The following is a 19,193-nucleotide window of genomic DNA, read 5'->3' on the forward strand; positions in this document are numbered from 1 at the left end:
CGCAGTGACGGGAGGGGCGCGGCAGTTTGTTCGCCGGAAGGGTGATTCCTGTCAATATATTGATACACAAATATATTTTCCCTTGATGAATAAACAGGTGTCCGGGCAGGCAAAACTGGCAATAATAGGCGGGTCGGCCGTTTATCTTCGCCTCACCGCCGACGGTTGTGACGCGAACAGACTGTCACTTTATGCTAGCGGAAGTCTCTGGATCCAAGATGCAAACCACCTCGTTGTCTGATACCCGGAAAATCTGGCCCGCGCTCATCATTTTTTTGTTGGTGTTCACCCTGTGTCTGCTGGGCATCGTGAGTCGTCCCGGCAGCTTTCTGGCGATATTCTGGCCGGTGAACGCCGTACTGCTGGCCGTTTTGGTGCGTCGGCCACAGTGGGCTACGCGGGCCGGCTGGGGCATGGCGGTGCTGGGCTATCTGGCGGCGGATCTGTTGACCGGCAGTTCGCTGCAAAAGACGCTGCTGCTGAACGTCGCCAATCTGACCGGCGTCGTGGTGGGGTATCTGTTGTTCATGCGGCTGTCGCCGCCGGCGCGCATGTTGCAACGCGGCACGTCCAGCATGTACCTGTTCGGCATCTGCCTGGCCGCCGCCGCCGCGACCGGCGCGGTGGGCGCCGTAACTTCGCAGTGGCTGTTCGGCAGGCCCTATTTGACCTCGCTGGCGCTGTGGTTCTCGTCCGAGTTCACCAATTACGTCACGCTGATGCCGTTTATTCTGGCGTTTCCCGGCGATTGGCGACGTCGCCTTGCGGCGGCCGGCACCATGTTCACCCAGCGCAGCCAATGGCCGCGGGCGGGGCGAAAACTCACGGTGTTGGCGCTGCTGTTGCTGGCGGCGGTGTGCAGCGTGCTGATCGGCGGCCCCGGGGCGGTGATCTTTCCCATGCCGGTGCTGCTGTGGCTGGCGATGTCCTTCTCACTGTTCTGCACCATGATTGCGGTGCTGATCTATGTGCTGTGGTGCCATCTGGCTATCGATTTCGGGCTGTTGAGTTCGACGCTCGACATGAAGGTGTTGCAAAACGCGGTATCGATGCGTTTGGGCATCGCGCTGCTGGCGCTGGGGCCCATCGCCGTGGCCAGCATGAACTATGCGCGCAATGCGCTGCTGCGCACGCTGGAGCACGTGGCGAATCACGATGCGTTGACGCACGTGCTGACGCGCAATGCGTTTATGCAGCGCGGCGAACGGTTGATAGACCAAAAGGGCGAGCTGGTGTGCGTCATGATGCTCGATATCGACTATTTCAAGTCGATTAATGACCGTTTCGGCCATGCCGGCGGCGATCAGGCGCTGATGGCTTTTACCCGCGCGATCGCCGCCGATCTGAGCGTCGGTGACCTGTTCGGCCGCATGGGGGGCGAAGAGTTCGCCATCGTTTCGACGCTCGGCCAGCCGCAGCAGGGATGGCAATTGGCCGAACGCCTGCGGCAACGCATTGAGGCGGAATCGATCACCATGCCGGCCGGCCATCCGCTGCAGATCACCGTCAGCATCGGCATGGTGACCTGCCCGGGCGGTTCCGGCCACAGCCTGGCCGACCTGCTCAAACTGGCTGATCTGGCGGTATACAAAGCGAAAAACGCCGGCCGTAACCGGGTCGCCACGCCGGAATCGTCTCCGCCGGCCTGTCACGGCCGCTGAACTTCCGATCCGTGCTGCGTGCCTGCGGTCTAAACTGGTAAGGGACGCGGGCATTTCCGCCTGCGCCGAACCGACTGTCCTTAATCAGACAAGAGGATGCCAGAATGAAATACGTAGACGGGTTTGTGGTGGCGGTGCCGGCCGCCAATAAGGAGGCTTATCACCGGTTGGCGGCGGCGGCAGCGCCGCTGTTCAAAGAGTTTGGCGCCACGCGCATCGTGGAGTGCTGGGGCGATGACGTGCCCGACGGCAAGCTCACCGACTTTCGCGGCGCGGTGAAGGCGCAAGAAGGTGAAGTGGTGGTGTTCAGCTGGATAGAGTACCCCTCCAAAGCGGTGCGCGACGCCGCCAACGAGAAAATGATGAACGACCCGCGCATGAAGGCGCTGGGCGAGATGCCGTTCGACGGCAAACGCATGATCTTCGGCGGTTTCGCGCCGATCCTCGATGCGTAAAGGAGGCGCAGATGGCCAGAATTACGCAACATCTGTGGTTTGAAAAAGACATGGAAGCGGCGCTGAATTGCTATGTCGCGTTGATCCCCGGTTCGTCCGTGAACTGGTTTTCCGACCTGCCGGCGGATACGCCGAGCGGCCCGGCCGGCAGCGTGAAACTGGCTTCTTTCACGCTGGGGGACCAGCGCTACGCGGCGATCGAAGCCGGGCCGCTGGATCCGTTCAATCACAGTTTCTCCGTGATAGTGGAATGTGACGATCAGGCTGAAGTCGACAGGCTATGGGATGCGTTGAGCGAGGGCGGCGAGGCGGAGCAGTGCGGCTGGCTGCGCGATCGCTGGGGGCTGTGCTGGCAAATTGTGCCGCGACGCCTGACGGAGTTGATGAACGATCCCGACGCCGCCCGCGTGCGGCGGGTAACGGAAGCGATGCTGCTGATGGGCAAAATCGACATCGCCGGGCTGGAAGCGGCGGCGCGGGGTTAGCGGAAAGAGAACGAAGGAGAGAAAGGATGCACCGAGAACGGCACAGTATTGAACGCATCGGCTGGCTGCGGGCGGCGGTGCTCGGCGCCAACGACGGCATCGTTTCAACGGCCAGCCTGCTGCTGGGCGTCGCGGCGGCCAACGCCTCACATTCCGCGCTGATGATCGCCGGCGTCGCCGGGTGGGTGGCCGGCGCAATGTCGATGGCCACCGGCGAATATGTGTCGGTCTCGTCGCAGGCGGATACCGAAAAGGCCGCGCTGGCGGAAGAGCAGGCGGAGCTGCTTGAAGACTACCCGGGGGAGTTTCGCGAACTGACGTCAATCTACGTGCATCGCGGTCTGGATCCGGCGCTGGCTCGGCAGGTGGCGGAAAAGCTGATGGCGCATGATGCGCTGGAGGCGCACGCGCGCGACGAACTGGGCATTTCCTCCGCCACCCGCGCCCGGCCGCTGCAGGCTGCGTTGGCGTCGGCCCTGAGTTTCTCCCTCGGCGCGCTGTTGCCGCTGCTGGTGGCGATGTGGGTACCGGTCGCCTGGACGCGGCCGGCGCTGGTGGCGTCGGCGCTGATTTCCCTCGGCGTTCTCGGCGGCATCGCCGCGAAAACCGGCGGGGCGCCGATCTTGCCGGGCGTGGCGCGCATCCTCATCTGGAGCGCACTGGCGATGGCGGTTTCTTCCGGCGTCGGCCTGCTGTTTGGCGTGACGGCCAGTTAACGTCGCGCTTGCATCAATCTATTGCACCTCAAGCTCAGAATTTATCATTTGTCAGCCGCCGGCGTTCGCGGCAAGGTGACGGCAACGCCAACATCAGTCAGGGACACTTATGCAGAAATCACAGATCCTATCGTGGGTCGCCCAGCATCCGCTGTTGCAACGAATGGTCGCCCTCGCGCCGATCACCTGGTTCAATCCGCGAGCGACCACGCTGGCCGCAGGGCTGCCCCACGTCGGGTTGACCGCCGCCGACGTTGCCGACGCCGAGCAGCGCCTGGCGCGTTTCGCGCCTTATCTCGCCGCGGCCTTCCCGGAAACCCAACCGACAAAGGGGATCATCGAATCCGAGCTGGTGGCGATCCCCGCCATGCAGCAGGCGTTGGATCGGCGCTATGGGCAGGCGTTGGGCGGGCGTCTGCTATTGAAAAAGGACAGCCATCTGCCGATTTCCGGTTCAATCAAAGCGCGCGGCGGCATCTATGAGGTGCTGACGCACGCGGAGAAGCTGGCGCTGGAGGCGGGGCTGCTCCAGATCGGTGACGACTACGCCCGGCTGTGTTCCGACGCGTTTCGTCAGTTCTTCCGTCAGTACCGCATCGCCGTCGGATCAACCGGCAATCTGGGATTATCCATCGGCATCATCAGCGCCCGCCTGGGATTTGATGTCAGCGTGCACATGTCGGCGGATGCGCGAGAGTGGAAAAAACAGAAGCTGCGTGACAATGGCGTGACGGTGGTGGAATACGCTGACGATTACGGCGTGGCGGTCGAGCAAGGGCGCCAACAGGCGGCGAACGATCCGAATTGCTTCTTTATCGACGATGAAAACTCGCAAACCCTGTTCCTCGGCTACGCGGTGGCGGGCGGCCGCCTGAAGCGGCAGTTTGCCGAACAGGGTATTGTGGTGGACGCGCAGCATCCGCTGTTCGTGTATCTGCCGTGCGGCGTCGGCGGCGGGCCGGGCGGTGTGGCCTTTGGCCTCAAGCTGGCGTTCGGCGATCACGTTCACTGCATTTTCGCCGAACCGACCCATTCCCCCTGCATGCTGCTCGGCGTCTACAGCGGGTTGCATGACGGCATTGCGGTGCAAGATCTCGGCATCGACAACCGCACGGCGGCGGACGGGCTGGCGGTGGGGTGCGCCTCCGGTTTTGTCGGCCGGGCGATGGAGCGCCTGCTGAGTGCATTTTACACGCTGAGCGACGAAGAGATGTTCGCGTTGCTCGGGTTGTTGGACAGGCACGAGCATATCCAGCTGGAACCCTCCGCCCTGGCGGGCATGGCCGGGCCGTGGCGCATGGTGGCCAATGCGCAACAGCTTAGCGGGCAAGGGGTGAGCGCGGAAAGCCTGGCGCAGGCGACGCATCTGGTGTGGGCGACCGGCGGCGGCATGGTGCCGCCGCCGGAAATGGCGAAGTACCTCGCCGCCGGGCAGACGGCTGAGTAAGACGCAATAAAGTAAAAAGGGGCGAACATCGCCCCTGATTGGTCTGCCGTGCGGTTAAAGCTGTTCGCCGTTGCTGGCGATCACCCGGCGATACCAGTCGAAGCTTTTCTTGCGCGAACGTTCGAGCGTGCCGGTGCCGTCGTCGTGTTTATCGACGTAGATAAAGCCGTAGCGCTTGCTGTACTCGCCGGTGGTGAACGATACGCAGTCAATGCAGCCCCACGGCGTATAGCCGATCAGGTCTACGCCGTCTTCAATCACCGCTTTTTTCATCTCTTCGATATGGGCGCGCAGATAGTCGATACGATAGTCATCGTTGATCTGGCCGTCCGCTTCCACCTTGTCGAAGGCGCCGAAGCCGTTCTCCACGATAAACAGCGGTTTCTGGTAACGTTCATACAATACGTTCAGCGAGTAGCGCAGCCCGACCGGATCGATCTGCCAGCCCCAGTCGGAGGCTTTGACGTGCGGGTTCGGCACGTTGCCCGGGAAGCCGAACATGCCGTCGCTGCCTTCCACCGCGTTGGCCTGCAGCGCGTTGCTCATGTAATAGCTGAAGCCGATGTAGTCGGTGCAGCCCTCGCGCAGGATCTGTGCGTCCTGCGGCTGCATCTCGATCTTCAGCCCTTTGCGTTCCCAGTCGCGCAGCAGATAGCTTGGGTAGTAGCCGCGCATCTGCACGTCGGTGTACAGATAGCGCTGGTGCATCGCCTCCACGGCGTACATCACATCGTCCGGCTTGCAGGAATAAGGGTAGAACGGCACGCAGGCCAGCATGCAGCCGATCTTGAACTCCGGGTTGATCTGATGGCCGAGTTTGACCACCTGCGCGCTGGCGACGAACTGGTGGTGCAATACCTGGTACAGCGCCTGTTCCGGGTTGTCTTCCTGGGTGTAGTCCACGCCGGAACAGCAGTAGCCGAACAGCGGGTAGCGGTAGTTGCTCTGGTTGTTGATCTCGTTGAAGGTCATCCAGTACTTCACCTTCTCGCGGTAGCGGCGCATCACCACTTCGCTAAAGCGCACGAAAAATTCCACCACCCGGCGGTTTTTCCAGCCGCCGTAGGTTTTCACCAAATGGTAAGGCATTTCGAAGTGCGACAGGGTGATCACCGGCTGGATGCCGTATTTCAGCAACTCGTCGAACAGATCGTCGTAAAACTGCAGGCCTGCCTCGTTTGGCGCTGCTTCGTCGCCGTTCGGGAAGATGCGCGTCCAGGCGATCGAGGTGCGGAAGCATTTGAAACCCATCTCGGCGAACAGCGCCACGTCCTGTTTGTAGCGGCCGTAGAAGTCCACCGCTTCATGGTTGGGGTAACGGTAGCCGTCGAGCACGCCGTCGGTCATCACGCGATCGACGCCGTGCGAACCGCCGGACAGCACGTCGGCGATGCTTGGGCCTTTGCCGCCCCGATCCCAACCGCCTTCAACCTGGTGCGCGGCGACCGCGCCTCCCCACAGAAAATCTTTCGGCAACTGTTTCATCGTCAATGTCTCATCTTATTTAATGAAGGGTAATAACGTTCGCATTGCCAATAGAGTAACAAGACCGAAAGAAATGTCACGATATAACAAATCGCCGTACAAAGTGATTTGTCACAATAAAAAAACAGCCTGTTTTATTTTGCCGAATTAATATGCCCAAGCCGTTTGCCGATGGTTTCAATAATGTAAAGCACGGGGATCTGCGTGGTGATATTGTGATGGCCGCCGATCAAATGCTGTGGCACGTGGTAGGAGAGATTAAAGTCCGCCAGCCGCGCCAGCGAAGAGGTTTCGTTGTTGGTGATGCTGATGATCTTGCAGTGGTGCAGACTGAACTGGCTCGCCAGCCGCAGGATCTCTTCGGTCTCGCCGGAGACTGATAACATGATCGCCACCGCGTTTTTATACATATCGCTGTTGACGGGATAATAAGGATCGTCGATATGGGTGCTGAATTTCCCGACGTTGGAAAAGAAACGCGCGCCATATTTCCCCAAGGCGCCAGAGGTGCTGATGCCGACGAAAATAATCCGCTCGGCGGTGGCGATATGGTGCGCCGCTTCATCGAGTAACTGATTAAATTCGTCGTTGCTGACGCTTTTAAAAAAGCTGAGAATTTCGCCGATGCCGGAATCGACCGGCGGCGCATCGCTTTGCTCCAGATACAGTTTGAAACGGATGCGAAATTCTGAATAACCGTCGCAACCCATTTTTTTGCAAAATCGCAGCACGGTAGTGGTGGATACGCCGGCGGCCTCGGCCAGCTCGCGGATGGTCATGTACATCACTTGATTTTTGTGTTTGCTGACGTAGTTATAAACCATCAGCTCCAGGGCGTTGAGCTCGGCGATTGCTTTATGGGTAAACATGAGTCGATCCGGCGGCTGAAAACGGGACATTTATCTGCGGGTTACCATAGCAAAATTCGCTGCCGCCGACACTGCCGAACAAAAAGAAAAGCCGCACCAGTCAGGGGCGGCCCAGGGTTCACGACGAACAAATTAAAGCAAAACGTTCCGGAAGACATGCCATGAAAACGCGTTTCATCACACAGGGTTAGCATAGGCCAGCTGATGCCGGCGGCAAAATGCCGGTTTCTGCTTTCTAAAGCCAAAGCGCGGCAAAGGCTATGGCGCCTCGGGCTTATCTTCGGACCAGCGGGCGGCGTTGACATCCACCTTACCCGGCAGCAGCCCGATGGCGGTGAATTTATCCGCCAACTGCTGTTGCTGTCTGAACACCTCCGGCGACATGCGCTGGCTGCCGAACGGCATGCGGGCGATGGCTCTGGCCCAAATGGCCTGATCCAGACCGGTGCTCTGAGCGAGGATCGCCGCCGCTTCCTGTGAATGCTCGTTGGCCCAGTCGCTCAGCGCGCCGAGCTGTTGAATCACCTGTTTGGCGCTGTCCGGGTAGGTTTCGGCAAAGCGGCGGCTGGCGAGATAGAAGGTGTAGTGCGGCACCAGGCCTTCCGCGTCTTTCAGCAGGCGGGCGTTGGCGCGGGTTTCCACCTCGGCGTAGTAGGGATCCCAAATCACCCAGGCGTCGACGCTGCCGCGCTGGAAGGCGGCGCGGGCATCGCTCGGCGGCAGATAGACCGGCGTGATGTCCTTGTAGCTCAAGCCGGCCTGTTCCAGCGCGCTCACCAGCAGGTAATTGACGTCAGACCCTTTGTTCAACGCCACGCGTTTGCCTTTCAGATCGGCCACGGAGCGGATCGGCGAATCCTGCGGCACCACGATGGCTTCGGTTTTCGGGCTGGGCGGCGAATGCGCCAAATAAACCAGATCGGCCTTGGCGGCTTGCGCGAAGGCCGGCGGCGCGTCGCCGGTCGCCGCCAGATCGATGCTGCCGACGTTCAACCCCTCCAACATCTGCGGGCCGGCGGGGAATTCTATCCAGCGAACCTTGACGCCCTGCGGCTCAAGGGCTTTTTCCAGCGTACCGTGGTATTTCAGCAGCGCAAAAATGTTGGCTTTCTGGTAACCGATGGTGATTTGTTGCGGTTTCTCCTGCGCGCCGGCCGGCAGGCTAAACAGGCCCAGCAGCAGGGCGGCGATCAGCGGCGTTGTGAGTTTTCTCATCCTGATTTTCCGATAGGCGAAGTGAACAATAGCGATACGCGCTGGGCGTAACGCCATGAAACGGCATTCAAATTTTCCTGCGGCGGGATAAGGGCGATGATAATGAGCGGCGCAGTGGCGTGTAAAGCGCCCGCTTATGCTGAATAATGCCTTGCTTAGCCATAAATGAGCTTAAGCGGGAGAAGGGGATCTCTACGCTATGCCGCGTCACGCTCGCGCGAACGCGCCAGCAACGGCGGCACCAGCAGATACAGGGCGGCGACCAACGCCCAGACCAGGCCGGGCCAGACATCGCGCGTGGCGGCATACAGCGCCGTCGCCACCAGCGGCCCCGCGACACCGATCAGGCTGCCCATGCTGGCCAGCGTCCCTTGCAGCTCGCCCTGATGGTCGTCGTCCACCTTTTGCGCCATTAACGCCTGCAGCGCGGGCAGCGCCATACCGCCCGCCGCGAAGAACGGCAGCAGCGCAAAGGGCGCCCAGCCGCGCGTGGCGATCGATAACAGCACCAGGCCCAGCGCGTCGGCGGTCAGGCCGATCAGCAGCGCCTTGCGTTCGCCGAGCCGCGCGACCAGCGGGCCGATGGCGAAGGCCTGCGACAGCGCGTGGCAGGCGCCGTAACCGGCCAGCGACAGGCCCGCCACCATCATGCTCCAGCCGAAACGATCCTGGCCGTATAAAATCCACAGCGTGGCCGGCGCCTGTGAAACCAGCGCCATGATCAGGTAAATGCCGGCCAGCGGCAGCAGGCCCGGTTTGCCGTGCAGCCGTCGCAATGACGAAAAGGGATTAAGGTGGATTTTCTCGGCGGCGCGGGTGCGGGGTTTACGCGATTCCGGCAGCAGGAAAAACGCCATCGCCAGGTTGAGGGCATTCATCGCCGCCGCCGCCAGGAAGGGCGCATGCAGATGCCACTCGCCCAGCGAACCGCCGAGCAGCGGGCCGACGATAAAACCGACGCCGAACACCGCGCCCACCAGGCCGAAACGCCGCGCGCGCTGGCCGGCAGGAGTAATATCGGTAACGTAAGCGGTGGCGACCGCCATGTTGGCGCCGGTGATGCCCGCCAGCAACCGGCCCAGATAGAGCCAGGCCAGCGTCGGCGCGAACGCCATCAGCAGGTAGTCGGCCGCGGCACCGGCGAGTGAAATTAACAGCACCGGCCGCCGGCCGAAGCGATCGCTCAACGCGCCGAGGATCGGTGAAAACAGGAATTGCATCAACGCATAGGCCGCCAGCAGGGCACCGTAATGCACGCTGCCGGCGTCAAGACCGCCCAGCGAGCGCAACAGCGCCGGCAGGATCGGCATGATCAGACCGATGCCCACTGCATCCAGCAACACCGTCAACAAAATAACCAGCATAGGTTTTTTCAAGATTGTGACTCTAACAGTGATAGAGTATAGAGTATTCCATAGTCACCCTATCAGTGATAGAGAGATGAGCGAAAAAAATACTGCGATACGTTTAACGCGTGAAACCGTCCTGCGCGGAGCGCTGGCGCTGCTGAATGAAATCGGCATCGATGCTCTGAGCACCCGTCGCCTGGCGCAACATCTCGGCGTGCAATCTCCCACGCTCTATTGGCATTTCAAGAACAAAGCCGAGCTGTTGAAAGCGATGGCGGAAACCATCATGTTGGATCACCGTGAAGAGCTGCCCGCCGATATGGCCTGGCAGGATTGGGTCGTCACCAATGCGAGCAATTTCCGTCGGGCTCTGTTGGCTTACCGCGACGGCGCGCGTCTGCATGCCGGCACCCGGCCGCAGGAGCCGCAATTCGCCATTATCGAGGCCAAGGTGGCGCTGCTGTGCCGGGCGGGCTTGACGCCTGAACGCGCGGTGAATTTGCTGTTCGCCGTCGGGCGCTTCGTCGTAGGCTGGGTGCTGGAAGAGCAGCAAATGCAGCCGGACGATACGCTGAATGACGCCGATCGCCAGCGTTACCCGCTGCTGTGCGAAGGCTGGGAAACTTTGCAGGATAAGGGCGCAGACGCGCTATTCGAAGCCAGCGTGCGGCTGTTGGTCGACGGTGCCGAGGCCGCGTTGACGAACGCCAATAATCACGGGGCGCAATCATAAAACCGGGCTTATCTATCGGAAATTTATAGAAAATACCCACTTTTCGTTAAAGCCATGGCGGCTACATTCCCTTAACATTATCAAGTCTTTTGATGATAATTATTAGCATGCTGCTCAATTATTCGACGCAGTGATGTTACGGATTAAATCCGTTTGTTTAAGGGAGAGTTTCACCATGGAAATCAATGTTAATGGCCGGGTGGTTCCACTCGGCGATATCTCGCCCGAGACCCCGCTGTTGTACGTGTTACGCAACGATCTGCACTTGAATGGCCCCAAATACGGCTGCGGCCTGGGGGAGTGCGGCGCCTGCACCGTTCTTATCGACGGCGTCGCCGCTCGCTCCTGCTCAATGCCGCTGGCCGCGGTAGGAAGCAAGTCCGTCACCACGCTGGAAGGCCTGGGCACGCCGGAAACGCCACACCCGGTGCAGCAAGGATTTATTGATGAGCAGGCGGCGCAATGCGGCTACTGCGTCAACGGCATGATCATGACGTTGGTCGCGCTGTTCGAACGTGAACCCGAGGCGGACGAACAGGCGATCAAGAAAGAGCTGGCCTACAACCTGTGCCGCTGCGGCACCCATCTTGAGATCTTGCGTGCCGCCGAACGCGCCCGCGCGCTGCTAGCTGCTCGGAGGCAAGCATGAGCCGCCTCGAACTGACCCGCCGCCAGTTGTTGCAGGCCGGTGGTGTGGTGATGGTCAGCAGCCTGCTGCCCGCGCCGTTTAACGCCTTCGCCGCCGAGCCCGCCCCAACGCCTGCCGATCTGCCGCTGGACAGGGTAGACAGTTTTATCAGCCTCACCGCCGACGGCCGGGTGACGGCATTCAACGGCCACGTCGATCTCGGCACCGGCATTCGCACCGCGCTGGCGCAGATCGTCGCCGACGAAATTTGCGTGCCGTTCGAGCACGTCACGATGATCCTCGGCGATACGCAACGCACGCCGGATCAGGGGCCAACTATCGCCAGCGCCACCCTTCAGGTGACGTCGGTGCCGCTGCGCCAGGCGGCGGCGCAGGTGCGGCATATGCTGACGGCGCTGGCGGCCAAAGCCTTCGAGCTGCCGGCCGACCAGCTGACGGCGGCGGCGGGGCAAGTGTTTGTGACCAAGCACCCGGGGCGTTCCTTGAGCTATGCGCAGCTGGCGAGCGGGCAGAATCTGCACGTGGCGCTGGATAAAAATGTGCCGCTGAACGGTGAACAGCAGAACCGCTATGTCGGCCGCGCCGTCGCCCGGGTCGATATTCCGGCCAAAGTGAGCGGCGCGCTGACCTACGTGCACGATCTGCGTTTGCCCGGCATGCTGCATGGCCGGGTGGTGCGCCCGCCTTACGCAGGCGCCGACAGCAGCGCGCCGCTGGGCGGCGGCCTGTTGTCGGTGGATGAAAGTTCGATCGCGCATCTGCCGGGCATCGTGAAACTGGTGGTGATCAACGATTTCATCGGCATTGTGGCCGAGCGCGAAGAGCAGGCGATCGCCGCCATGCGCCGGCTGAAAACCGAATGGAAACCCTGGGCCGGCCTGCCGGACCTGTCGCCGGAGGCGCTGCCCGCCGCACTGGAAGCCAACCCGAAAACTGACCGCGTGCTGCGCGACGATGCGGGCACGGACGCCGCGCTGGCATTGCTGCATACCGAAGTGCGGGCGGACTATGTCTGGCCTTACCATCAGCACGCCTCGATCGGCCCTTCCTGCGCAGTGGCGGAGGTTAAAGACGGGCGGGCGCAGGTGTGGTCCGGCACGCAAAACCCGCACGATCTGCGTAAAGATATCGCCACGCTGCTGGAATTGGCGCCTGAGCAGGTGCATATCACCCGCATGGAGGCCTCCGGCTGCTATGGCCGCAACTGCGCCGACGACGTCTCGGCGGACGCGGCGCTGTTGGCGCGTGCGACCGGCCGCCCGGTGCGGGTGCAGCTGATGCGCGAACAGGAATCCGGCTGGGAGCCGAAGGGCACCGGTCAGTTGATCCGGGTGCGCGGCGGCCTCGACGCGCAAAACCGAGTGGCGGCCTACGAGTTGAAAACCAGCTATCCCTCCAACAATGCGGTGACCTTGCCGCTGGTGTTGACCGGCAAGGTGGCCAACCGGGCTGACGTGCAACAGATGGGCGATCGCACCGCCATTCCGCAATACGAGTATCCGCACATGCGGGTGATTTGCCAGGACGCCGCGCCGATCGTGCGGGCCTCGTGGATGCGCGGCGTTTCGGCGCTGCCCAACGTGTTCGCCCATGAGTCCTGGATCGACGAGCTGGCCTGGCGTGCCGGCGAAGATCCGATCGCGTTTCGCCTGCGTTACCTGAACGATCCGCGCGCGGTGGCCTTGATTGAGGCCCTGAAGCGCCAGGCGAACTGGCAAGACGGCCCGGCGCACCGGTCGCGAGCCGCCGGCGCCGAAGTGGTGAGCGGCCGCGGCTTCGCCTATGCGCGCTATTTCCACAGCAAGTTTCCCGGCTTCGGCGCCGCCTGGGCGGCCTGGGTGTGCGATCTCAGCGTCAATCGCCTTTCCGGGCAGATCACGCTCGATAAAATCTTCGTGGCGCATGATTGCGGCCGGATGATCAATCCGGCCGGGGTACGCCATCAGGTGCACGGCAACATTATCCAGTCCGCCAGCCGGGTGCTGAAAGAGTTTGTGACCTTCAACGCGTCGGGCGTGACGTCATTGGACTGGGGCGGCTATCCGATCCTGCGCTTCGACGAATTGCCGCAGATCGATATCCAGCTGATCGACCGCCCGGACGAAGCGCCGATGGGCGCAGGAGAGTCCGCCTCGGTGCCGAGTGCGGCCGCGATCGGCAACGCGCTGTTTGACGCCCTCGGCGTGCGCCTGCGCGAGGTGCCGTTCACACCGGCGCGGGTGCTCGCCGCGCTGCGCGCTCAGGCCGGCCATTAACCCCCCGTAACGAACAAGGACAGCAAAGATGAGTAAGATGAAAAAAATCGTCGGGTGGGGTGGCGTCACGGTGATCGCCGTGGTGGTCGCCGGCGTGGTCGCCAGTTGGCAGCCGGAGATTGCGCCGCTCGCCGCCGATGCGACCCACAGTTTCAGCGAGGCGCAGATCGCGCGCGGCAAAACGTTGGCCGATCTCGGCGACTGCGCCGTGTGCCACACCCGTGCGGGCGGCGAGCGCAACACCGGCGGGCTGGCGATGGAGATCCCCTTCGGCACCATTTACACCACCAACATCACGCCGGACGTGGAAACCGGTATCGGCAGCTGGAGCTACGCGGCGTTCGAACGCGCCATGCGCCACGGCGTCGATCGCCAGGGCCGCTATCTCTATCCGGCGTTTCCCTATACCGCCTTTACCCGCACCCGCGACGACGATCTGCAGGCGCTGTATGCCTATCTGATGTCGCAGCCGCCGGTCAAGTACCGGCCGCCGGCCACCGATCTGCACTTTCCGTTCAACATTCGCCAGGGCATCTTCGCCTGGAACCTGCTGTTCCTGACGCCGGGGGCGTTGCCGGAACAGTCAGCCCAAAGCGCCGACTGGAACCGCGGCGCGTACCTGGTCGAAGGGTTGGGGCACTGCAGCGCCTGCCACTCGCCGCGCAACGTGCTGTTCGGCGAGAAAACCGGCGGCGAGCACCTGGCCGGCGGCGTGGCGGAAGGCTGGACGGCGCCGGCGTTGACCGGCCGCTCGCCCGCGCCGCTCGCCTGGTCACAGCAGGATCTGGTCGATTTCATGCGCACCGGCTACTCGGCCAACCACGGCGTCGCCGCCGGCCCGATGGCGCCGGTGATCGAAGAAGGGCTGTCGCGCTTGCCGCAGGCCGACCTGCAGGCGATCGCCGTCTATCTGCGCAGCTATCATCCGGAAGCGGCGGCGCAGGCCGCGGCGGCAACCTTGAACGCTCAGGCGGAGCGCCAGGTCGAGCCCCTGAGTTCGCAAGGGGCGCGGCTGTTTTCCGGCGCCTGCATGGCGTGCCATGCGCAGGAAAAAGGCGCGCAGATGGCGGGGGTGCGCCCGTCTCTGGCGCTGAATACCAACCTGTTCGCCGAGGCGCCGGACAACGCCATTCGCGTGGTGCTGGACGGCATACAGCGGCCGGCGAACGCCGAGCTGGGCTATATGCCGGGCTTTCGCCATAACCTGAATGACGCGCAGATCGCCATCCTGCTCAACTACCTGCGGCAGCATTACGCCGGTCAGGCGCCGTGGCCGGACCTGGCGGCGCAGGTCGGCCGCTTGCGCGCCGAAACCGCGCAGAAATAGCCGCCGGGGGCTGGACAGCCACGCCGCGTTGGCGACAATAGAGCTTTTCACATGGACAGAGGCAGTAAAATGAATACGTTAGACGCAATCCGCCAGCGCCGCGCCACCAAGCAGTTCGATGCGCAGCACGTGATGACGCTCGAAGAGAAAAAAGCGTTGCTGACTATCGCGCTGCAGGGCGCGCCCAGCGCGTTTAACCTGCAGCACTGGCGCCCGCTGCTGATCGAAGATCGCTCGCAGCGCGAGAAAATTCGCGAGGCGGCGTGGGGGCAGGCGCAGGTGACCGACGCGTCGATGCTGGTCGTGCTGTGCGGCGATCTGTCGAGCTGGGAGTCACAGGTAAAAACCGTCTGGGCCGAGGCCGCGGAGCCGGTGCAGCAATTCATGATCCCGGCCGTCGATCAGTATTATCGCGGTAAGCCGCAGGTGCAGCGCGACGAGGTGATGCGCAGCAGCGGCATCTTCGCCCAGACGCTGATGCTGGCGGCCAAGGCGCAGGGCTACGACTCTTGCCCGATGGACGGTTTTGATTTCGACGCGGTGGGCGAGATTATCAATAAGCCGGCGCATTATCAGATCGCGCTGATGGTCGCTATCGGCAAGGCGGCGGGGCAACCTTACCCGCGCATCGGCAAGCTGCCGTTCGACGAGGTGGTGAAAACCGACCGTTTTTGACCCGAGCGATGAATGACAAAAGGGAAGGCTTACGCCTTCCCTTATTTTTTTGTGACGCACAGTTCGTTCCAGTAGCTGAAACGGATGCGCCGTTGCAGGCGGTGATGCCACATAGAACACTCCTTCTACCCTACACGGTTTAAATAAATAGCACCGCGCCGGGCACAAGGCGAATGCCTTATTGTGCATAGCTTGCCCGTCGGGCGGGATTAACCGATTTTACCGGCCCGGTGCGCGGCGGGCTGCCATCGCCAGCCGAAGTTCATGCCCGCCGCCGCGCCGAGAATGGCCAGCGTGCCCAGCAGCTGCAACAGGCTGAGACGGTGCCCGAACGCCGCCCAGTCCACCACGATCGCCACTGCCGGGTAGATAAACGACAGCGCGCCGACCAGAGCGGTGGGGATTTTCTGGATCGCGCCATAGAGCAACGTGGACATCAACCCGGTATGCACCAGGCCGAGGGGCGCCAGCAGCAGCCAGTCGAACGAATCTGCGGGAAGGTGGGCCAGACCGGCGAACGGGGCCAGCGCCAGCGCGCCGACGGTCAGCTGAATCAACACGATCAGCTGCGGCGGCAGCGCGGCCAGCTGTTTGACGATCGCCGCCGCCAGGGCGTACATCAGGGCCGCACCGAGCGCCAGCGCCACGCCGAACAGATAGTCGCCATCGCCGCCACCGCTTTGCCGGCCGGTGACGATCAACACCATCCCGGCGAACGCCAGCAGAAGCCAGCCCAGCCGATTAGCCGTCAGTTTTTCGCCGAACAGCAGCGCTCCCAGCGCCACCAACATAAACGGTTGAACATGGTAGGTCACGGTGGCGACAGCGATCGAGGCATGCGCATAGGCGGCAAACAATAGTATCCAGTTGAGCACCAGCGCGAGGCCCCCCAGGACGGCGAACGCCAGCTGCCGCCGGTTGATGGCGCCTGATTTCAGTTGCCCAAGCGCGGCGCAGGTGGCCAGCATCGCCAGCGCGCCGAACGCGCAGCGCCAAAACACCACCGTGGTGGGCGGCTGCCCTAAAACGAGTACCGGCCAACCGACGGTGCCGGAGATCGTCATGGCGAGGATCATTTGCACTGCGCCGCGCGTTTTCGTTTTCATGTCGTTTCCCTCGCGGCCTGACCGTGCTTGTGGTGAAGTCGCTTAATCATTAAAATGAACAATCGAACATTATGATGAACATGGCTGACGATGTTCGTCAAGTTGAACAATTGAATGGTATAACGAACAATGAGCGAGAGCCTAATGCAGAACATCACGCCGATTGGCCTCTTGTCGGCGGCAATCCGCCGTGAGCGGGAGCGATTGAATCTGTCCGTTACCGAACTGGCGAAGCGCGCGGGTATCGCCAAGTCCACGCTGTCGCAGCTCGAAGCCGGCAGCGGCAACCCCAGCCTGGAAACGCTGTGGGCGCTGGCGATGGCGCTGGACGTGCCGGTCAGCCGGTTGATTTCGCAGCCTAGCAGGCCGGTGCAAGTGATCCGCGCCCATGAGGGAACGCCGGCGCTGTCGGAGCAGGGCAACTACGCCGCCACGCTGTTGGCCACTTGTCCACCGGGCGCGCAGCGCGACATTTACCGGCTGCGGGTGCAACCCGGTGAAACGAAATGCTCGCGGCCGCATCCGCCGGGCACCGTCGAGCACGTGATCATCAGCAGTGGACGGGCGCGCCTTGGCCCGGCGGATCAGCCGCTGGAGCTGAGCGCCGGCGATTACATCAGCTACTCGGCCGATCGCGAACATGTATTCGAAGCGCTGGAGCCGGAGACCACCGCCGTCATGTTGATCGAGCAGGGCTAGCACGGCGTTGACGGTTCGTTTATTGAAAATGATTCTCAATTATATTAGTGTGCCCGCCTGTTTTGACGCCGGGACGGACGTATGGCCCGGTGTCGCTGCTTAACGCCCTTCAAGGACCGAAGATGAAAATCGCTATTCCTTCCATACTGTTACTCGCCGGTTTGACGGCGACGCACCCGGCCACCGTGTTGGCCGCTGCACCGCCCGCCGCGGCGGATCAGGGCCAGAACGACACGGCCAACAACGATTTCAGCTTCGTGCGCTATCGCGCGGATTATCGCGTTAACGCCAACGCCACCAACGTGAAGACGGAAAGCTACGAGGTGCTGCTGAAGACCAAGGCGGCGATCGAGAAATTCAGCCAGATCCGCCTGAGCTACAGCGAGAAAATGGAAACGCTGGAGGTGGTCGCCGCCTATACGCTGACCGCCGACGGCCAGCGCCACGACGTGGCGCCCGACCGCATCTACACCCAGGAGAGCTACTCCAGCGCCACGGCGCCGCTGTATGCCGACCGCAAAGTGCGCGTCATCGTGTTCTCCAACCTGGCGCCGGGATCGCGCGTGGTGTATGAGCTGCGCCGCACGCAAAACACCCCGTATTTCCCCGACTATTTCGGCCTGTGGGAGACGTTCAGCGTTTTCGATCAGTTCGACGACGCCGAAGTGACCCTGCAGGCGCCGGCCAAGCTGCCGATGCATATTTTCACCCGTGGCGTGGCGGGCGGCGACCAGCCGCAGATCCGCGGCGGACAGGCTCACTGGCGCTGGCATTATTCACGCAGCGCGCCGATGAAGGCGCAAAACTGGGCGGCGGACAGCTGGACCTTCAGCCCGACCATCATGGCCAGCACCTACCGCGATTGGCCGCAGTTGGCCAAGGCCTACCAGCTGAAGGCCGGCGCGGCGGCAAAGGTGACGCCGGGCATTCAGGCGCTCGCGGACAACATCACCGCCGGCATCAGCGATCGGCGCGAGCAGGCGGAGGCCCTTTATCGCTGGGTGGCGCAAAACATTCGCTACGTGGCGGTGTACCTGGGCAACGGCGGGCTGGAGCCGAATTCGGCGCAGAGCATTCTCGATAACCATTACGGCGACTGTAAGGATCACGTGGTGATCCTGGAGGCGCTGCTCGCCGCCAAGGGCATCGAAAGCTCGCCGGTGCTGATCGGCATGGACGAAGGCCCGATACTGCCTAACGTGCCGCTGCTCGGCCGCTTTAATCACGCCATCACCTACGTGCCGGAGTTCAATTTGTACCTGGACTCCACCAACCCCTGGGCGCGGTTCGGCCAACTGCCGGAGGGCGATCTGGGGGCGCCGGTGCTGCTCACGCGCGACGCCAAACTGGCGCGCACGCCGGGCAGCGACGAGCAGCCGGTCAAGAGCGCGTTGAGCGTCGATTTCGTGTTCGACAGGGCGGGCAATCTGCAGGGGGAGACCGAGCGCCGGCTGAGCGAAGTGGAAGAGATTGACCTGCGGGGCTACTTCTCGCAGATCAACCGCCAGAACCGAGCGCAGGCCGAAGCGACGATCATGTCCGCATCCGGCATCGACGGCAGCGGCGAGGTGGCGATGAACAGCGATCCGCTGGATCTCAAAAAGCAGTTCGGCTATCGCTTCCGCTTCAAGGCGGACGACTACGTCGATTTCGGCGTGGTGGGCGGCATGACCTTGCCCAACCCGCCCGGCGGCAAATCGTTCCGCACGCTGTATACCACCACGGCGGCGCCGGGCAACGAAACCCCGTTCTACTGCAGCGCGCAGCGCTACGACGAAACCTACCGCCTGCAGCTGCCGGCCAACGTGCCGATTATCGCCATTCCGCAAGACAGGCAGTTCCGCAATGCGGCGGGCGACTATCGCGTGGCGTGGCGGCGCGACGGGCAGCAGGTGACCGTCAATCACCGCCTGCAGGTGAACGCCATTCGCGGCAAGGAAGCGCTGTGCCAGGCGCAGGATTACCCGGCGTTCCGCGAGCTGTTCCAGCAGGTGCGGCGCGGTTTCCGCGGCCAGGTGGTGTACGGTGAATTGGCCAACGGCAAATAGGCCGCTGCCCCGTCGCGCG

At 62.4% G+C, this 19,193-nt stretch carries 17 protein-coding genes; 12 read left to right on the top strand and 5 right to left on the bottom strand.

The window, feature by feature from the left end:
* The first annotated feature begins 218 nt into the window (after positions 1-218).
* The 5 genes from ACJ8PN_RS16755 (at position 219) to ACJ8PN_RS16775 (ending at position 4,764) form a co-directional block, all read left to right on the top strand.
* Positions 219-1,661 (top strand): diguanylate cyclase, encoded by a 1,443-nt coding sequence (locus ACJ8PN_RS16755; RefSeq protein ID WP_442535089.1) that lies wholly within the window; start codon positions 219-221, stop codon positions 1,659-1,661.
* Positions 1,662-1,765: 104 nt separating this feature from the next.
* Entirely contained in the window at positions 1,766-2,116 is a 351-nt protein-coding gene (locus ACJ8PN_RS16760) for a DUF1428 domain-containing protein (protein WP_004938082.1), read from the top strand.
* 11 nt (positions 2,117-2,127) lie between these two features.
* Positions 2,128-2,601, top strand: coding sequence for a VOC family protein (locus ACJ8PN_RS16765; RefSeq protein ID WP_442535090.1), 474 nt, complete (start codon positions 2,128-2,130; stop codon positions 2,599-2,601).
* A 26-nt stretch (positions 2,602-2,627) separates the two neighbouring features.
* Complete coding sequence (locus ACJ8PN_RS16770) at positions 2,628-3,317, top strand: VIT1/CCC1 transporter family protein (protein WP_442535091.1); 690 nt, start codon at positions 2,628-2,630, stop codon at positions 3,315-3,317.
* Positions 3,318-3,426: 109 nt separating this feature from the next.
* The gene (locus ACJ8PN_RS16775) at positions 3,427-4,764 is read left to right on the top strand and encodes a D-serine ammonia-lyase (RefSeq protein ID WP_442535092.1); all 1,338 of its coding nucleotides are present in this window, start codon (positions 3,427-3,429) and stop codon (positions 4,762-4,764) included.
* 54 nt (positions 4,765-4,818) lie between these two features.
* On the opposite strand, the gene ACJ8PN_RS16780 is transcribed toward ACJ8PN_RS16775, so the two are convergent.
* The 4 genes from ACJ8PN_RS16780 to tet(41) all read right to left on the bottom strand — a co-directional run bounded on the left by ACJ8PN_RS16780 (position 4,819) and on the right by tet(41) (position 9,709).
* Entirely contained in the window at positions 4,819-6,255 is a 1,437-nt protein-coding gene (locus tag ACJ8PN_RS16780) for a 6-phospho-beta-glucosidase (RefSeq protein WP_086579879.1), read from the bottom strand.
* Positions 6,256-6,383: 128 nt separating this feature from the next.
* Positions 6,384-7,118, bottom strand: coding sequence for a MurR/RpiR family transcriptional regulator (locus tag ACJ8PN_RS16785; protein ID WP_099032650.1), 735 nt, complete (start codon positions 7,116-7,118; stop codon positions 6,384-6,386).
* 258 nt (positions 7,119-7,376) lie between these two features.
* Entirely contained in the window at positions 7,377-8,333 is a 957-nt protein-coding gene (locus tag ACJ8PN_RS16790) for a sulfonate ABC transporter substrate-binding protein (RefSeq protein ID WP_442535093.1), read from the bottom strand.
* Positions 8,334-8,530: 197 nt separating this feature from the next.
* Entirely contained in the window at positions 8,531-9,709 is a 1,179-nt protein-coding gene (gene tet(41) / locus ACJ8PN_RS16795; RefSeq protein WP_442535094.1) for a tetracycline efflux MFS transporter Tet(41), read from the bottom strand.
* Between the two features lie 64 nt (positions 9,710-9,773).
* Here tet(41) and tetR point away from each other — a divergent pair, with 64 nt between their 5' ends.
* The 5 genes from tetR to ACJ8PN_RS16820 all read left to right on the top strand — a co-directional run bounded on the left by tetR (position 9,774) and on the right by ACJ8PN_RS16820 (position 15,321).
* Positions 9,774-10,415, top strand: a complete 642-nt coding sequence (gene tetR / locus ACJ8PN_RS16800; protein ID WP_171454056.1) for a tetracycline resistance transcriptional repressor TetR — start codon at positions 9,774-9,776, stop codon at positions 10,413-10,415.
* Positions 10,416-10,590: 175 nt separating this feature from the next.
* The gene (locus tag ACJ8PN_RS16805) at positions 10,591-11,064 is read left to right on the top strand and encodes a (2Fe-2S)-binding protein (protein WP_021503731.1); all 474 of its coding nucleotides are present in this window, start codon (positions 10,591-10,593) and stop codon (positions 11,062-11,064) included.
* Entirely contained in the window at positions 11,061-13,319 is a 2,259-nt protein-coding gene (locus tag ACJ8PN_RS16810) for a molybdopterin cofactor-binding domain-containing protein (RefSeq protein WP_442535095.1), read from the top strand. The genes ACJ8PN_RS16805 and ACJ8PN_RS16810 overlap by 4 nt, the downstream gene beginning before the upstream one ends.
* Before the next feature lie 28 nt (positions 13,320-13,347).
* Positions 13,348-14,646, top strand: coding sequence for a c-type cytochrome (locus ACJ8PN_RS16815; RefSeq protein WP_082996782.1), 1,299 nt, complete (start codon positions 13,348-13,350; stop codon positions 14,644-14,646).
* A gap of 69 nt (positions 14,647-14,715) precedes the next feature.
* Positions 14,716-15,321, top strand: coding sequence for a nitroreductase family protein (locus ACJ8PN_RS16820; RefSeq protein WP_351108525.1), 606 nt, complete (start codon positions 14,716-14,718; stop codon positions 15,319-15,321).
* A gap of 209 nt (positions 15,322-15,530) precedes the next feature.
* Here the strand turns inward: ACJ8PN_RS16820 and ACJ8PN_RS16825 are convergent, their stop codons facing one another.
* Positions 15,531-16,427, bottom strand: coding sequence for a DMT family transporter (locus tag ACJ8PN_RS16825; protein ID WP_442535096.1), 897 nt, complete (start codon positions 16,425-16,427; stop codon positions 15,531-15,533).
* Between the two features lie 129 nt (positions 16,428-16,556).
* On the opposite strand from ACJ8PN_RS16825, the gene ACJ8PN_RS16830 reads away from it, so the two are divergent.
* Both ACJ8PN_RS16830 and ACJ8PN_RS16835 read left to right on the top strand, forming a co-directional pair.
* Complete coding sequence (locus ACJ8PN_RS16830; protein WP_049188929.1) at positions 16,557-17,126, top strand: helix-turn-helix domain-containing protein; 570 nt, start codon at positions 16,557-16,559, stop codon at positions 17,124-17,126.
* Positions 17,127-17,248: 122 nt separating this feature from the next.
* The gene (locus ACJ8PN_RS16835) at positions 17,249-19,174 is read left to right on the top strand and encodes a DUF3857 domain-containing protein (RefSeq protein WP_351108522.1); all 1,926 of its coding nucleotides are present in this window, start codon (positions 17,249-17,251) and stop codon (positions 19,172-19,174) included.
* The last annotated feature ends 19 nt before the right edge of the window (positions 19,175-19,193 follow it).

It is taken from the genome of Serratia sp. CY76391 (assembly GCF_052166695.1).
Lineage (GTDB): Bacteria > Pseudomonadota > Gammaproteobacteria > Enterobacterales > Enterobacteriaceae > Serratia > Serratia nematodiphila.

Bases quoted from the DNA above. Each gene is read 5' to 3' on its own strand.
- ACJ8PN_RS16755 (WP_442535089.1), top strand. From the start codon at position 219: ATGCAAACCACCTCGTTGTCTGATACCCGGAAAATCTGGCCCGCGCTC.
- ACJ8PN_RS16760 (WP_004938082.1), top strand. From the start codon at position 1,766: ATGAAATACGTAGACGGGTTTGTGGTGGCGGTGCCGGCCGCCAATAAG.
- ACJ8PN_RS16765 (WP_442535090.1), top strand. From the start codon at position 2,128: ATGGCCAGAATTACGCAACATCTGTGGTTTGAAAAAGACATGGAAGCG.
- ACJ8PN_RS16770 (WP_442535091.1), top strand. From the start codon at position 2,628: ATGCACCGAGAACGGCACAGTATTGAACGCATCGGCTGGCTGCGGGCG.
- ACJ8PN_RS16775 (WP_442535092.1), top strand. From the start codon at position 3,427: ATGCAGAAATCACAGATCCTATCGTGGGTCGCCCAGCATCCGCTGTTG.
- ACJ8PN_RS16785 (WP_099032650.1), bottom strand. From the start codon at position 7,118: ATGTTTACCCATAAAGCAATCGCCGAGCTCAACGCCCTGGAGCTGATG.
- ACJ8PN_RS16790 (WP_442535093.1), bottom strand. From the start codon at position 8,333: ATGAGAAAACTCACAACGCCGCTGATCGCCGCCCTGCTGCTGGGCCTG.
- tetR (WP_171454056.1), top strand. From the start codon at position 9,774: ATGAGCGAAAAAAATACTGCGATACGTTTAACGCGTGAAACCGTCCTG.
- ACJ8PN_RS16805 (WP_021503731.1), top strand. From the start codon at position 10,591: ATGGAAATCAATGTTAATGGCCGGGTGGTTCCACTCGGCGATATCTCG.
- ACJ8PN_RS16810 (WP_442535095.1), top strand. From the start codon at position 11,061: ATGAGCCGCCTCGAACTGACCCGCCGCCAGTTGTTGCAGGCCGGTGGT.
- ACJ8PN_RS16815 (WP_082996782.1), top strand. From the start codon at position 13,348: ATGAGTAAGATGAAAAAAATCGTCGGGTGGGGTGGCGTCACGGTGATC.
- ACJ8PN_RS16820 (WP_351108525.1), top strand. From the start codon at position 14,716: ATGAATACGTTAGACGCAATCCGCCAGCGCCGCGCCACCAAGCAGTTC.
- ACJ8PN_RS16825 (WP_442535096.1), bottom strand. From the start codon at position 16,427: ATGAAAACGAAAACGCGCGGCGCAGTGCAAATGATCCTCGCCATGACG.
- ACJ8PN_RS16830 (WP_049188929.1), top strand. From the start codon at position 16,557: ATGAGCGAGAGCCTAATGCAGAACATCACGCCGATTGGCCTCTTGTCG.
- ACJ8PN_RS16835 (WP_351108522.1), top strand. From the start codon at position 17,249: ATGAAAATCGCTATTCCTTCCATACTGTTACTCGCCGGTTTGACGGCG.